General features: G+C 29.9%; 14 protein-coding genes. 8 read left to right on the top strand and 6 right to left on the bottom strand.

The annotated features are described in order from the left end of the window. Nucleotides 1-39: 39 nt before the first annotated feature. The 8 genes from T1L09_RS11845 to T1L09_RS11880 all read left to right on the top strand — a co-directional run bounded on the left by T1L09_RS11845 (nt 40) and on the right by T1L09_RS11880 (nt 7,970). Nucleotides 40-1,731 carry a DUF6909 family protein gene (locus T1L09_RS11845; protein ID WP_322551174.1) on the top strand — a complete coding sequence of 564 codons (1,692 nt, stop codon included), beginning with the start codon at nt 40-42 and terminating at the stop codon, nt 1,729-1,731. A gap of 6 nt (nt 1,732-1,737) precedes the next feature. Then, nucleotides 1,738-2,691 (top strand): hypothetical protein, encoded by a 954-nt coding sequence (locus T1L09_RS11850; RefSeq protein ID WP_322551175.1) that lies wholly within the window; start codon nt 1,738-1,740, stop codon nt 2,689-2,691. Further along, nucleotides 2,691-3,704 (top strand): dTDP-glucose 4,6-dehydratase, encoded by a 1,014-nt coding sequence (rfbB, locus tag T1L09_RS11855; protein WP_322551176.1) that lies wholly within the window; start codon nt 2,691-2,693, stop codon nt 3,702-3,704. The genes T1L09_RS11850 and rfbB overlap by 1 nt, the downstream gene beginning before the upstream one ends. Before the next feature lie 87 nt (nt 3,705-3,791). Continuing rightward, nucleotides 3,792-4,655, top strand: a complete 864-nt coding sequence (gene rfbA, locus T1L09_RS11860) for a glucose-1-phosphate thymidylyltransferase RfbA (RefSeq protein ID WP_322551177.1) — start codon at nt 3,792-3,794, stop codon at nt 4,653-4,655. 2 nt (nt 4,656-4,657) lie between these two features. Further along, nucleotides 4,658-5,209 (top strand): dTDP-4-dehydrorhamnose 3,5-epimerase, encoded by a 552-nt coding sequence (gene rfbC / locus T1L09_RS11865; RefSeq protein WP_322551178.1) that lies wholly within the window; start codon nt 4,658-4,660, stop codon nt 5,207-5,209. Continuing rightward, nucleotides 5,203-6,120: a dTDP-4-dehydrorhamnose reductase gene (rfbD, locus tag T1L09_RS11870; protein ID WP_322551179.1), complete on the top strand. Its 918-nt coding sequence runs from the start codon at nt 5,203-5,205 to the stop codon at nt 6,118-6,120. The genes rfbC and rfbD overlap by 7 nt, the downstream gene beginning before the upstream one ends. 3 nt (nt 6,121-6,123) lie before the next feature. Continuing rightward, entirely contained in the window at nt 6,124-7,221 is a 1,098-nt protein-coding gene (locus tag T1L09_RS11875) for an acyloxyacyl hydrolase (RefSeq protein WP_322551180.1), read from the top strand. Then, entirely contained in the window at nt 7,221-7,970 is a 750-nt protein-coding gene (locus tag T1L09_RS11880) for a head GIN domain-containing protein (protein WP_322551181.1), read from the top strand. The genes T1L09_RS11875 and T1L09_RS11880 overlap by 1 nt, the downstream gene beginning before the upstream one ends. A gap of 88 nt (nt 7,971-8,058) precedes the next feature. Here T1L09_RS11880 and T1L09_RS11885 read toward each other — a convergent pair whose 3' ends face one another. The 6 genes from T1L09_RS11885 to T1L09_RS11910 all read right to left on the bottom strand — a co-directional run bounded on the left by T1L09_RS11885 (nt 8,059) and on the right by T1L09_RS11910 (nt 14,719). Beyond that, the gene (locus T1L09_RS11885) at nt 8,059-9,288 is read right to left on the bottom strand and encodes a glycosyltransferase (protein ID WP_322551182.1); all 1,230 of its coding nucleotides are present in this window, start codon (nt 9,286-9,288) and stop codon (nt 8,059-8,061) included. Nucleotides 9,289-9,373: 85 nt separating this feature from the next. After that, on the bottom strand, nt 9,374-10,447 hold the full coding sequence (locus T1L09_RS11890; RefSeq protein WP_322551183.1) for a glycosyltransferase family 4 protein: 1,074 nt from the start codon (nt 10,445-10,447) through the stop codon (nt 9,374-9,376). A 71-nt stretch (nt 10,448-10,518) separates the two neighbouring features. After that, a complete protein-coding gene (locus T1L09_RS11895; RefSeq protein ID WP_322551184.1) occupies nt 10,519-11,763 on the bottom strand; it encodes an O-antigen ligase family protein in 1,245 nt (414 codons plus the stop codon). Further along, nucleotides 11,735-13,159, bottom strand: a complete 1,425-nt coding sequence (locus tag T1L09_RS11900; RefSeq protein WP_322551185.1) for an O-antigen polymerase — start codon at nt 13,157-13,159, stop codon at nt 11,735-11,737. The genes T1L09_RS11895 and T1L09_RS11900 overlap by 29 nt, the downstream gene beginning before the upstream one ends. 23 nt (nt 13,160-13,182) lie before the next feature. Beyond that, nucleotides 13,183-13,713 carry a hypothetical protein gene (locus T1L09_RS11905; RefSeq protein ID WP_322551186.1) on the bottom strand — a complete coding sequence of 177 codons (531 nt, stop codon included), beginning with the start codon at nt 13,711-13,713 and terminating at the stop codon, nt 13,183-13,185. Nucleotides 13,714-13,765: 52 nt separating this feature from the next. Then, entirely contained in the window at nt 13,766-14,719 is a 954-nt protein-coding gene (locus T1L09_RS11910) for an NAD-dependent epimerase/dehydratase family protein (RefSeq protein ID WP_322551187.1), read from the bottom strand.

Consider the following 14,719-nt stretch of genomic DNA (forward strand, 5'->3'; position numbering starts at 1 on the left):
AATAAATTGTACTTTTGCAGGTTAGATAAACATTATATAATGAAAGACATTAAAAACATTTCGCGCTCTAGAGCGCAAGAGTCCTCAGCAGCTATTGAGCGACTGTACATAACGATGAGACATTTATTCAACAGAGGTTTTTATAAACCAATGGGAATTTCAGGAGAAACTTTACGCGAAGCTTTATTAGCGCTTCGACCAGAAATTTACGGATCTATTGCTGAAGAAAAAGTAGAATTAAATGGATTATTATACGTTATTGAACGTTTACCAATAGGAATTGAAGAATGCCGTTACATCAATTTAACGTCAGATGAAGGCTATTCGAACTCACATTTTAAGGCGATTGTTCCGCCAAAAAGAAAAAGAAATTGTTACCGAATTGACGATGAGCAAATGAACGTAGAAATTACAAGAGGTCGTTCAGACATTTATGATATTTTAACACATTTGACTTTCATTTTCATCGAATCTCATAAAATTAAAGATAAAGTTTTAATAGATGAAGAAGGAACGGTTTCTCGCGATTGGCAAAAACTAGAATCAGCCGTTAAACAAACTAAGAAATTAAGTTTAGTGGAGCGCGAAAAAGCGATCTCTCACGCAGCTAATGTATTGGGAAGAACTTTCGCTAAAGTGCAAGATATTTATGATGATTTCGCTACGCCAGAAGCACCCGATCGTTTTTTACACGTGGTGTATTGGTTAGGGAAATTAGCGATGGAGGAAGTGGTAGATAATAACAAAAGAACCATAACGTTTAGTCCAATTTTAAGAGAACGTTTAGGACATCACATTTATGGAGATATTTGGGCAACAAGAATTAAACAAGTTTTACAACAAAACAATTTATTACAGCGACCAATACATATCATCAGTGCGAATATGCACAGTGTTATGAATTCAATATTTGCAGAACCTGTTATAGGGAAAAAATACAAAAACGCTCCGGAATTTCAGATGTTTGAAGACTTAAGTAGTTCATCAAACAAAGAGTTACGCAAGAAAGTAGAAGATGTTGCGTTACAACAAGGAATGATTTCATTACCAGACACCTCTGGAACCAATATAGATGTTCAGATTTTTGATACGGCTAAGATCGATTTAAGTAAAACTATTTTTGCATCGTCTCAATTAAAAATGGAAAAACCGGTATTGATAGTTATGGATTATGCTTTTGGAGAACAAGCTTTTGAAACCATCGATGAGTTGTTAAAACCTTATAAAGAAGAAAAGAAAGAAAAAGTATTCTTAAATGTGGAATCAGTTTCTATTATGGGAAAAGCAGGAATTCTCCAAGGTGGAAAAGGCGATATAATGATTCCAAGTGCACACGTCAATGAAGGAACAGCCGATAATTATTATTTTGAAAACGAGTTGACTAAAGAAATGTTTGAAGGAAATGACATTCCTGTTTTTGCTGGTCCGATGATTACCGTTTTAGGAACTTCGCTTCAAAATAGAGATTTGTTGAAGTTTTTCCATGATTCTACCTGGCAAGCAATCGGATTAGAAATGGAAGGCGCTTATTATCAAAAAGCAATTCAATCGGCTTCAAAAATAAGAAAAAGTATTCATCCAAATGTGAAAGTGAGGTATGCTTACTATGCTTCAGATAATCCTTTGGAAACAGGAAGTACTTTAGCCTCAGGTGGATTAGGAACAACAGGTGTGAAACCAACCTACTTGATTACCATTAAAATATTAGAACAAATCTTTAATACAAAATAACCAAAAATGAGTACAAATTCTCAAGATCAAGAAATCGATTTAGGTCAAATAGGTAAAGGAATTAACAACTTTTTTAACGGAATGGTTAATGCTTTCTTCGACTTCCTGTTTTTCATCAAAAAGAAAATAATCATCATTGCTGTTTTATTTATTGTGGGAGTTGTTGCAGCTTTTTTATTAGATTCTAAAGTGTATAATCATGAAATTTCGGTTATTCCAAATTTTGGAAGTAATGAGTATTTATATAAAAAAATTGAGCAAGTTGATACGAAACTTAGGGAAGATGATGCTGTTTTTTTCAAAGAATTAGGAATAAAAAACTATGAAGATATCCTTAGTGTTGAAATTGAAGCTTATCCAGGTATTTATAACTTTGTGAACAATAAAAACCAAGAGAATAATTTTGAATTGATAAAATTGATGGCCGAAGATGGTAATCTTGAAAAAATCATTAAGGACAATGTTACAAGTATTAATTATTACAATCATAAAATCTCCATCCTGACTAAAGGTATGTTTAAAAAAGATGAATTCATTATTCCTTTATTAAAATATCTTAATTCTTCTCCTTACTTTGAAATTCAACAAAAAGTTTATCAAAAAAACTTAAAGGATAAAATAATTTTAAATGATTCTTTGATGAGTCAAATTGATAAATTAATTGTTTTGTTATCATCTAATGGCTCTTCAGGTACAATTTCCATTTCAGAAAAAAACAGTATTCCAGAGTTAATAGAAAAGAAAGATAGGTTATTCAATGAAAATCAACAATTTCTATTAACAGATAACATTTACAACAAAATTATAAAAGAAGAAAGCAGTGTTATTAACATAAGAAATTATGAACCCTTATTACTAAACAATAAAATTTTATTCCCCATAATTTTGATTTTATTGTATTTTATAATCTACTATTTTTCAGTGATTTATAAAAAACAACAAATAAGAGTAAACGCATAATGAAACATATATTAGTAACTGGTGGTGCCGGATTTATTGGCGCCAATTTTGTTCCCTATTTTATAAAAAACAATCCGGAATACCATTTGGTTAACTTGGATTTACTAACTTATGCTGGAAATTTAGAAAACGTTAAAGAAGTTGAAAATCATCCAAGATATACTTTTATTCAAGGCGATATTTGTGATAATGACTTTATAAAACAATTGTTTGATACCTATCAATTTCATAATGTAATTCACTTTGCAGCAGAAAGTCATGTAGATAACTCTATTTCAGGTCCGGAAGCATTTATTAAAACTAATGTTTTAGGAACATTTAATCTTTTGGACTCGGCTAGAAAACTGTGGATGTCAGCTCCAAATCAATACAATACGGGTTTTGAAAATGCTCGTTTTCACCATGTTTCTACCGATGAGGTTTATGGAACATTAGGCGAAACCGGTTTGTTTGAAGAGACCACCCCTTATGCACCAAACAGTCCGTATTCTGCTTCAAAAGCGGGTTCGGATATGATTGTAAGAAGTTATTTTCATACGTATGGAATGAATGTGGTTACCACCAATTGTTCTAACAATTATGGCCCGAAACAACACGATGAAAAGTTGATTCCAACTATTATTCGTAAAGCTATTTCTGGTTCAACTATTCCAATTTATGGAGATGGTAAAAATGTACGCGATTGGTTATATGTTTTAGATCACTGCAAAGGAATTGAATTAGCATTCAAAACTGGAAAATCTGGAGAAACCTACAATATTGGCGGAAGAAATGAACGAAATAATTTATATATCGTAAATGCTGTTTGTTCTATTTTGAATGAATTACAACCAAAATCTGAAGGTAAATATCAAGATCAAATTACATTTGTGAAAGACAGACCAGGTCACGATTTACGTTACGCAATTGATGCGACAAAAATTGAAAGTGAACTAAGTTGGAAAGCCGATGAAAACTTTGAAACTGGTATTCTCAAAACCGTAGAATGGTATTTGGAAAAGTTTAAAAAGTAAATAAAATTGTATTAGGTTTATACGGGTTATGTACGGAGTATCTACGGGATATCTATAGGGTATCTACTTATCAAAATAAAGTTAAATATGAAAGGAATTATATTAGCAGGAGGATCAGGAACTCGTTTGCACCCGTTAACATTAGCGGTTAGCAAGCAGTTGATGCCAATCTATGATAAACCGATGATTTATTATCCGTTATCCACTTTAATGTGGGCTGGAATTAATGAAATTTTGATTATTTCAACACCACAAGACTTACCTTTATTTGAAAAATTATTAGGCGATGGTAGTCGTTTAGGTTGTCGCTTTGAATATGCAGTTCAAGAAAACCCTAATGGTTTAGCGGAAGCTTTTATCATTGGTAAAGAATTCGTAGGAACGGATAAAGTGGCTTTAGTTTTAGGGGATAATATTTTTTACGGAACTGGTTTAGCTGAATTATTACAAGCTAATAACAATCCAGATGGTGGTATTGTATACGCCTATCACGTGAATGATCCGGAACGATATGGTGTAGTAGATTTTGATGGAAATGGAAAAGTATTATCAATAGAAGAAAAACCAGAAGTTCCAAAATCTAATTTCGCTGTCCCAGGAATTTATTTTTATGACAATGAAGTCCTAGAAATAGCAGCCAATATAAAACCTAGTCACCGCGGCGAATTAGAAATTACAGACATTAATAAAGTATATTTAGAAAAAGCGAAATTAAAAGTTTCCATTCTAGACAGAGGAACCGCTTGGTTAGATACTGGAACATTTCAATCATTAATGCAAGCCGGGCAATTTGTACAAGTAATTGAAGAACGCCAAGGTTTAAAAATTGGTGCAATTGAAGAAGCAGCTTATAAAATGGGATTTATCGATGCGGCACAATTAGAAAAATTAGCGGAACCTTTACTAAAAAGTGGTTATGGAACTCATTTAATTAGTTTGATTAATAAATAACTATGAATTTTACTGCTACCAAATTACAAGATTGTTACATTATTGAACCCAAAATAATCGCGGATGATAGAGGTTATTTTATGGAAAGCTTCAATGAAAAAATATTTTTAAACGAAGTGGGACAAAACGTTCACTTCGTACAAGACAATCAATCGTTCTCAACGAAAGGTGTTTTGCGTGGTTTGCATTATCAATGTGGCGAACATGCACAAGCAAAGTTAGTTCGTGTTTTGCAAGGAGAAGTTTTGGACGTTGCCGTAGATATTCGTCCTAATTCAGCAACTTATGGGCAGTATGAAGCAGTAGTTTTATCGGCTGAAAATCAAAAACAATTTTTTGTACCCAGAGGTTTTGCACACGGATTTTTAGTTTTATCAGAAACTGCTACCTTTTTTTATAAATGTGATAATTTTTACAACAAAGAATCAGAAGGTGGAATTATTTTTGACGACTCAACCCTAAATATTGACTGGAATTTTCCAACAGAACAATTGATTATTTCAGAAAAAGATACGATTTTACCCAATTTAGACAAGGCAAAAAAAGTATGGTAGTTTTAGTCACAGGTGCCAATGGCCAAGTGGGTCAAGCTATACAGTCCGTTGTGGAACACTATCCTTCAATTAATTTTATTTTTTGCGGTTCTTCCGATTTAGATATTACAAATCTTAATAATTGTGAAGCTGTTTTTCAAAAGCATCAACCTAATTTTTGTATCAATACAGCGGCTTATACAGCAGTTGATAAAGCCGAAAGCGAATCTTCAAAAGCTTTTGATATCAATGCAAACGGAGCAGAAAACTTAGCAATTACGTGTAAAAAAAGCAATACGATTCTAATTCATATTTCTACTGATTTTGTTTTTGATGCTTATTTTTTAGACGGAATTGCCTATTATGATAGAGAACTTAGACTGCCTTTAAAAAGCAATTTAGGACTTACAGAAACCGATGTGCCTTTTCCAAGTGGTGTGTATGGTTTAACAAAACTACAAGGAGAACAAGCGATTCAGGCGCATTGGGAAAAACATTTTATCATTAGAACTTCTTGGGTATATTCTCAATTTGGGAACAATTTTATGAAAACTATGTTGCGATTGGCATCGGAACGCGAAAGTTTATCGGTAGTAAACGACCAAATTGGTACACCAACAAACGCTGTTGATTTAGCTCAGGTTTTAATAAAAATAATTGAGTTTTGTCATACTGAACTCATTTCAGCATCTAATTACGGAATTTACAATTTCAGTAACGAAGGGCAATGTTCTTGGTATGATTTTGCTAGTGAAATCTTCCATCAAAAAGATATTACTATTGATTTACAGGCAATTTCAACAAAATTGTATCCTACTCCAGCGAAAAGACCAGCTTATAGTGTTTTAGATAAATCAAAAATAAAAGCCACATTTGGTGTAAACATAAACGATTGGAAAACAAGTTTAAATAACTGTTTAAAACATTACTAATAAATGAACAAAACGTTAGTCATCCTTCTGTTTTCAGTATTTTTATCTTTTGGACAAGGATCGTCAAAGGGTTATTTTGACGCCCAACTTTTTAGGGGAAATATTTATAAACACACCAATGATGTAGGGCATTTAATCACGGGGCATCCGGATGGTTTTATGTTGAGTTATAACTGGAAAACGTTTGGTAAAAAAGAGTGGGAGCAAGTATATAATTATCCAGATTATGGTATTTCGTATCATTATGTGGATTTTAAAAACCAATATTTAGGCGTCAATCACGCGCTGGGTTTGCATTATAATTTTTATTTTTTTAAGCGTAATTTAATGTTTCGAATTTCACAAGGAATTGGGATGACTTCCAGCCCTTATGATAAAGAAACTAACAATAAAAACAACGCTTTTGGTACAAAAATAATGGACAATAATTATTTTCTTTTACAATATAAGAAGGAACATATTATAGATCGAATCGGTTTTCAAGCAGGATTGCTGTTGACCCATTTTTCAAATGGAAGATTTAAAGCGCCAAATAGCGGTATTAATACTATCGCATTAAACATAGGACTGAATTATAGTTTTGACGATCAACAGGCTTTTATTAAAGACTCCTTGCCTTCAAATGAAACCTATAAAGAACGAATTAAATATAATATTGCTTTTAGAACTGGAATTTCAGAAGGACCCGTTCCGCATTTGGGCCAACGGCAATTTTATCACATTGGACTTTATGCAGATAAACGAATTGGTCGAAAAAGTGCTTTACAACTAGGAACCGATGTGTTTTTTTCTAGATATTTGAAAGATTATATTGCGTTTGCATCGGTAGCCTTCCCAAAAGGACACAAAAGTTATGCAGATCCGGATGTGGATTATAAACGTGTGGGATTATTTGTAGGTTATGAATTATTCATCAACAAACTATCGATAGAAGCACAAGTTGGTTATTATGTATACAAACCGTTTGCTTATGAAATTGATTTGTATCAACGATTGGGTGCAAAATACTATCTTTACCAAAATGTATTTGCTGGTGTGGGTTTAAAAACACACGGAGCAAGAGCAGAAGCCATTGAAGCAACTATAGGAATTCGATTATAATGAAAAATTTCACCTACATAATTTCACTAAGTTTACTTGTATTAGTAAGCAGTTGTGGTATTTCTGAAGATTGTTTCAAAGGAAACGGGAATCAGATTACGCAAACATTTCCCTTGGAGAATTTCACAAAAATAAAAGTCTATGACGGCGTAGGATTAGTTCTTAAAGAAGGTCCAATTTATGAAGTAAAAATAAAAACGTCTGACAATATTATTGGTGATTTAGATGTGAAGTTAGTTGGTGATATGTTGGTTGTTAAAGACAATTCTACCTGCAATATTGCTAGAGATTATGGACAAACAGTTGTGTATGTGACTACTCCTACTTTAACAGAAATTCACTGTAAAACGGAACAAGATATTAAAAGTGATGGTGTTTTAAGTTATCCAAGTATTTCAATATATTCAATTGACATTTCAGACGGAGCCGGAACTGGGGATTTTTATTTAGACGTGGCTTGTAATAATCTTTATATTGAAAGTAATAATGTATCTAATTATTATATAAAAGGAACAAGTGATACTATGCACGTATTTTTTTCGTGGGGAAATGGTAGGTTTCAAGGAGAAAATTTATTTGTGAATTCAATATCATTTTATCATAGAGGAAGTAACAATATGACTATACATGCTATAAATTCTTTAACCGGAAGTATATATGCTACTGGAAACGTTGTTTTAAAAAACAATCCTATTCAAGCACCAGCTGTTACAGAACTTTTCAAAGGGAGATTAATTAATGATTTTTAATTCGTTCAAGGATTTAACGAATTATACGACTAATCATCAATTTTCAAGCGAATTAAATTTATAAAACGAAGATAGATTGAAATATGGGCTAATCCAAAACTTCTTTAATTTTAGCTTCAAAATTTTTTAAAATATTTTCTTCAGAAAAATTGTCGAGAACGTAGTTTTTAGCTTTTTCATCATAATTTAAAAGAGCTATTTTATTGTTTTGTTGTTTTTTAATATAATTTAATATTGGGTCAATTTCATCCGTATGAAAATAACCGTCAATTTGATTAGTAGTAAAAATTCGAGAAACTTCCGAGTCTTTGTTTCCTGTAATGATTGAAGGTTTTCCACTTGCCATCATACCAAGTATTTTAGACGGCATAACCGTGTCTAAAACATCTGTCTTTTGAAAAAGAAAGTGTAGGTCAGCGCTGCACAATAAATCGTTTAAATCGCTATAAGGAATTGGTTCATAAAAACGAATACAATTAAATTTTAAAAACTTAGCCTTTAGTTTTTCAACGTACGCACCATTGCCCACAATAACGATTTCTACACCTTCTGCATTTAGCTTTTCACATACGTTTTCACATAGTTTCCAATCTTGTTTTTCACCGATATTACCAGCGTATAAAAGTGTGAATTTATCTTTATTTATAAAAGGATGTTGTTTAGCAATATTTGGATTAATGTTTTTGGAAGAAATCCAATTTGGGAAATAATAGATAGTATTAAAATCTGTTTTTTGTTTAGATTTTTCAATCATATTAAAACTAATTGTACTTAAAACATTAGCTTTTTTTAACAAGTATTTTTCAAAAGAAAAAACGCTCTTTTTAATCACTTTCCCTAAAAAACTTGAGTGTAAAACACCTGATTGAAAAGCTAAATCAAATTCAAAGTCTTGTACATGTACCCAAAGTTTTGCTTTAGTTTTTCTTGCTAACAAGTAAGCCGTTAAAACAGAAAGTGTAAACGGAACAATACAAATTACAAGATCTGTTTGTTTGATTTTTTTTGAATTTATGTAATTACCCCATAAAAGACTTAACATTAATTTTATTCTTCCAACAAAAGATACATTTTTTGGTATAAATTGTTTGTATCTTAAAACAGTAATACCATCAATTATTTCATTAAAATAAGTATTTTTGTTTTGATATTCGTCAGCTATTTGCCATTTAGGATAATATGGAAAACCAGTTATGACAGAAACATCATATCCTTTGTTAGATAAAAAAACAGCAAACTGAGAAGTATAAAGACCTATTGCAGTGTCCTCTGGCGCATAATTTCCAGTAAATAATGTAATAGTTTTTTTTGAGCTCATTTCACAGGATAAAATATAACTTATTAAAGAATACAAAGTTTATTTAATAGGATAAACTTTGAGAAAACACTTAAATTTTGTTGCATTAATTTTTCATTGTTTTATCGAAGACATTAATTATTGATTCGACAAATTTATCTTCAGAAAAATTATTTAAAGCATAATCACCATTTTTGTAGCCATCGAGTTTGAGAGTTTCCCAGTTTTGTTTAATATAAAGTAATTGTTCTTTTAAACTTTCTGGATTGTTTTTCTCACAAAACACAGCGTTTTCATTGGTACAAACGTCTTTGATTCCCGCATGATCTGTTGTTAAAATATAATTTCTAAAAGCCATACCCTCTAATAAACTTATTGGTTGGCCTTCAAATTTAAAATAGGTAGGTAAGCAAAATACATTTCCCCAAGTTAATAAATCGATTTTTTCTTGGCCCTTAACTTCACCCAAGTACTCCACATTTGGCAATATTGCTAGTAGGTTATCTACATTATTTGCCTCATCTTTATTTCCAGCTACTTTAGTTTTAAAAACAGTACCTTCTTCATTTAAAGATTTTAAGGCTAATAACAAATCGTTGATACCTTTTGACTTTAAAAGATTACTCATATAAATAATCTTAATTTCACCGTAATCTTTGATTAATTCTTTTTTTAATAAGTTTTTGTCGATGAAGTTTTCAACTATGTAAATATTCTCATCTCTCAAAAATGGTTGCAGATTGTTAATAAGACATTTAGAAAGCACTATCCCTGAATCAAAAGATGATAGAATTTTAAACACTAATTTTTTCTTCCAGCCGTTTAGTTCATTATACATGGTTTCTAAATAGCCACTTTGTACATGAATAATTAATTTTTTCTTAAATAGCTTAGATAAAAAAATAAAGGGTGCATATTTAAGTACGCCAAAGAAAGAAATACCAATAGTTATGTAAACATAATTAACTTGAAGAATTTTGTAAGCCTCAAAAAATCTCAAAAATATTTTAAAATTACTTAGATCTAATTGCGATTTTAAAACTATTTTTTTAGAAAATTCAGTGTCTATTTTTTGAACTTTCCAGTTTCTGCTTTTTAATCCATTGAATAAAATTTCATTTTGAAAACTTATACCTTTTGTAGAACCTGGAAAAGGACCTATAATTAACGCTTTATTCATTTTTTTTTATTTGTGGGTAAAGATAACTTTTTTTTAATTGCGTGCAAAAGACCATAATTTTTTATAAAACCTTATTTTATTACTCTTTGCGAGTGTTGATATGTTTTTGGATAGAACATAAAAAAAGATAAAAAATAAGAATAAATAAGCATACCATTTTCTCGCTCAATAACGTTTTCCGTAAGAAAATTTAGTAATAGGAGTGATAGAATGCTGATGGCTAAAAAATTTTTGTGAGCGTAAAAAATCTTAAAAATTTTAAAAACAGTAAATAAATATAATAGTAATCCAACAATTCCGGAGGTTAGTAAAATGCTAAAAAATTGATTGTGACAATTGTATGTTTTTAAACTTAAATCGATTCCTTTTTCTATATAACAAGGGTCAAGTTGGCTTTGTGTATTTCCTACACCATAACCAAAAAGTGGTTTTTCTTTTATTTTTGAAAGAGAACAAATGTATATATTCTTTCTTATAACGGTTGAAGAACTTAAGTCGCTGGAAGTAGTAACATTTAATAAATCTTGAAACCTATTTATATTTTTATATTTTGGTAAATATTGAATAGTTAAAATAGTTATTAAAAGAAAAAAAGCAATTCCAATGACTGTTTTTTTCATGCGAAAGTAACCAAGCATTAAACCTGTAACTGTAATTATCAAGTATAAAATAGGTCCTTTTCTCATCAGTATAGCTAACACCACAAGCAAAAACACTATTTGTATAATATAAAATATTTTTACAGTTTTTCTATCGTTCTCTTTTAGGAAATGTAAAAGCATTAAGATTGCAATACTAATGTATATCGACATGTATATTGGATGAATAGAGAAAGCTCCTAAACCAATATTGATTAAATTTGAGTAATGTATAATGGTGTCAGAAGTTGTAAGATATTGGGGCCTGAAGTATATGAAACTTAAACATATAAAAATGAAATTCGAAATAATAAATCCAACAAAAATAGAATTAATCGTTTTTTTGCTTAGACAGTAATTATTCTTATTTAAAATTCCAAATATTAATGGGAATGCCACAATTGAAGACATCGTAGACAACCTTGAAAACCCATCTTTGTACATCTGTGAATAGGATAGACTAAGTAAATAAATTATAAATAAAAAAGAAATAGTAAGCACTTTTTTATATGGAAAAGAAGCTGTTTTATCTTTATTAATATAAGAAAAAATTATACACATTACCAGAAGCAAGACGATCGGATATGCTTTAAGTTTATTTGGTATTACTAATATTAAAGAATTAAGAATTAGTAAAAAATTAATAATTTTAGGTGTTTGTTTTTTGAGATTTAGCATAATAATTTATCACTGAAAATATAATTTTAGGAAACACGTAGGCAGCTAACCAAAAAGAGACTATAAAAGCTATTCCATTGGTTAAATCTCCTCTTAAAAAAAACATTAAATAAATAGAAAAATAGAAAGCAAATACAGACTTTAAATAGTCGCCACTTCTTAACCACTTAATCATTATTATAAAGAAGTAAGCTAAAACAATTGCAAATACAATAATTCCAAAGAAGCCAAAATTTATATAACCTTCTGATATAAATGGATTTGATAAATTGTCAAATGTAAACTTATACTTATCCATCAAATAATTTCCAATTAAAAAACCAGTTGTTTCTGGTTTTGATTCCCAGATACTTCTAGGCACAAAAAAGAAAACACTACATAATAGTTGTTCCCCATATACAATAGTCTTTTGATCAAAATAATTAATTGTAGCTAAAAAATTTGAATATGCATCATAATGAAGCGAATTGAAACCATCTTTTAAGCTCATTTGTTCAATCGTTTTGTAAAACAAAGATGGTTTAGATATCATTTGTGCTATAGAATAGCGCGCATGTGTAAGAATCGACATTAATGGAAAAAAAACAAGCATAGCAACAAACATAAACCGCAATACTTTATAATTGTCAGCTAATATTTTTCTAAAAAATAAAAAAACCAAAGTTATGTATAATGGTCCTAGAGCATTTCTTTTTTCTGTTAAAGGGTTTTTTAGTAAGAGTAGCGTTAGTAAAAAAAACATAAAAAACAAAAAGACATAAAAATAATTCTTCAGAAATTTATCTTTAGTTTTAAGGTAATTATAGGATATAATTATGCCCGATAAAGGAATTATATATAAAAACTTTTGAGTAATTAAATTACCAGCAACAGTACCTTGCTCTCCTTCGGTATAGTAATCGTTTTGATATTGAAAGATAATAGAGTTAAAATTCAACACAAAAATGAAGACACTTATAACGAATAAAATAAGAAGGAAGAAGGGAACATTTTTGTATTCAAAATCTGACTTGACCTTTAAAGGTATAAATTTTTTAAAATAGAGGTAAGAGACCCCAAATACTATATTGAATAACAAAATATATAAATTTGCTCTTAAACATAAGACATCGCTGTAAGGAAAACCCTGAGTAAATGATCCTCCGCCATAGCCAAGCGTAAGTATTTCATTTATTTGTACAAGAGGAGAAACTATGAAAAAAAGTAAGTTAAAAACAATAAAAACACTTAAAAATGGCGAAAAGGTTTTTTCAATTTTGATGTTATAATAAGCAAAACAGAAGAGTATTAAAAAATTAATAAAAAAAGATAATTCTACACCAATAGGAATATTAATATAAATAAAAAAACATACAAATGACAAAAATATTATAGATAAAAAAAGGTTTTTTGGCATAATATTTTTGTCGTTTATTGATATTAATTATACAAATCTAACAAATTTGTATCCATATATTCATTGCTAAATACAAATGGATCTTTTTTTCCGTTAATGGAAACAAATTCATACATAAATGTTTCTTTGTTATATTTTATAGACTCGTATAGATTGTAATAGACCATAAATTTTCCAAAATCACCATCAATTAATTTGTCTTTATATTTAACAGATATGTTCTTTATGGTTATTTGATCAACTGCTTGATTTTCTCCTAAATCTAATCTTATTTTATAAGGCAATTCTCCTGCTGGAAAGTCAAAGATAATTTTTTGCATTTCATTACTGCCATAGACATAACTTTCTAATCTATAATCTCCTTTAATTATTTCACTCTGTTCAACAGTATAGTATACTTCAAATTTGTCATTAAATGAGCTTTTAAATTCAACGATAAGCTGAACAATATCTTGAGGAGATTTTACTTTCTCTTTTACTTCCTCTTTATCAGAGCCACAAGATAGAAGCAAGGCAAAAACAACTAAATATTTTAAGAAATTAAATGTTTTCATTTTTATGAATTTATCGATTTTGGCAAATATAAATAAATAAATTAAAAAATTTTTATTTTTTCATCCAATCTATGGTTATCCGTACTCCGTCCTCTAAAGTATAGGGCAAATCACCACAAATCTCTTCTAAATCACTTAAATCGTAAACCATATCTGTAAGTAGGTTTTTTAATCTAAACGACGTTAGCGGCGGATTTTTCCAACCCATAAGTTTTAAAAAATCACCACCAAAAGCAACATACTTGAGAAAATTAAAAGGTAGCACCTTAGGTTTGGATACTTTAGAATGTTTTGCAATTAAATTTGCCCAAGCAGTTAATTCAAGATTTGGATAATCAGACAAATAATAACACGTAAGCAGTTTTTTGTCAGTAAAAAGTAACTTGTCAAGTTGATAAACCGTATTTAAAACAAATCCAAAAGATTTTTTAGGATTATAATTATTAGGTATGAAAAAACGATTATTTTGAACAGTGTCAAAAAATGTGCGATAGGGTATTTGAAACCATGGTCCCCAAATAGACGTGGGTCTTACAATTATATATGAATGGTTGGCTTTTTCTTTTACGAGCTTTTCACCTATCATTTTGCTTTGACCGTAGAGGTTAGGCGGACAGTAGTCGTCAAAATGTTTGGGCGTATAATCAATGTTACAAACCATTCTACTTGATGCATAAATAGTTTGTTTTACACTTAGTCCTTCTGTGTTTAAGATATTAATTAGGTTTTCCACACCTTGAATATTTGCATTATATCCAAGGAGATTTTTATTTTCGTTCAAATCTGTTCTAGCTGCCAAATGAACGATATAATCTGGTTGAAAATCAAATATCTTTTTTTTAAATTTTTCAAAGTCTAAGATATCTCCTTTACACCAAAAACCTATCTGTTTTTGGTTTTTCGGTTTTTTAATATCATAATTTAACACAGTGTGTTTATTGTGATATAAATCAATTAAATTTTGACCAATAAAACCCGACCCTCCAGTAATTAGTATTTTGGACAT

This window comes from Flavobacterium psychraquaticum (genome assembly GCF_034497725.1).
Taxonomy (GTDB): Bacteria; Bacteroidota; Bacteroidia; order Flavobacteriales; family Flavobacteriaceae; genus Flavobacterium; species Flavobacterium psychraquaticum.

What these genes read in the sequence shown, in the direction of transcription:
- T1L09_RS11850 (WP_322551175.1), top strand. Translation starts at nt 1,738, where the DNA reads ATGAGTACAAATTCTCAAGATCAAGAAATCGATTTAGGTCAAATAGGT.
- T1L09_RS11895 (WP_322551184.1), bottom strand. Translation starts at nt 11,763, where the DNA reads ATGCTAAATCTCAAAAAACAAACACCTAAAATTATTAATTTTTTACTA.
- T1L09_RS11910 (WP_322551187.1), bottom strand. Translation starts at nt 14,719, where the DNA reads ATGTCCAAAATACTAATTACTGGAGGGTCGGGTTTTATTGGTCAAAAT.
- rfbB (WP_322551176.1), top strand. Translation starts at nt 2,691, where the DNA reads ATGAAACATATATTAGTAACTGGTGGTGCCGGATTTATTGGCGCCAAT.
- T1L09_RS11890 (WP_322551183.1), bottom strand. Translation starts at nt 10,447, where the DNA reads ATGAATAAAGCGTTAATTATAGGTCCTTTTCCAGGTTCTACAAAAGGT.
- T1L09_RS11880 (WP_322551181.1), top strand. Translation starts at nt 7,221, where the DNA reads ATGAAAAATTTCACCTACATAATTTCACTAAGTTTACTTGTATTAGTA.
- rfbA (WP_322551177.1), top strand. Translation starts at nt 3,792, where the DNA reads ATGAAAGGAATTATATTAGCAGGAGGATCAGGAACTCGTTTGCACCCG.
- T1L09_RS11885 (WP_322551182.1), bottom strand. Translation starts at nt 9,288, where the DNA reads ATGAGCTCAAAAAAAACTATTACATTATTTACTGGAAATTATGCGCCA.
- T1L09_RS11875 (WP_322551180.1), top strand. Translation starts at nt 6,124, where the DNA reads ATGAACAAAACGTTAGTCATCCTTCTGTTTTCAGTATTTTTATCTTTT.
- T1L09_RS11905 (WP_322551186.1), bottom strand. Translation starts at nt 13,713, where the DNA reads ATGAAAACATTTAATTTCTTAAAATATTTAGTTGTTTTTGCCTTGCTT.
- rfbC (WP_322551178.1), top strand. Translation starts at nt 4,658, where the DNA reads ATGAATTTTACTGCTACCAAATTACAAGATTGTTACATTATTGAACCC.
- rfbD (WP_322551179.1), top strand. Translation starts at nt 5,203, where the DNA reads ATGGTAGTTTTAGTCACAGGTGCCAATGGCCAAGTGGGTCAAGCTATA.
- T1L09_RS11900 (WP_322551185.1), bottom strand. Translation starts at nt 13,159, where the DNA reads ATGCCAAAAAACCTTTTTTTATCTATAATATTTTTGTCATTTGTATGT.
- T1L09_RS11845 (WP_322551174.1), top strand. Translation starts at nt 40, where the DNA reads ATGAAAGACATTAAAAACATTTCGCGCTCTAGAGCGCAAGAGTCCTCA.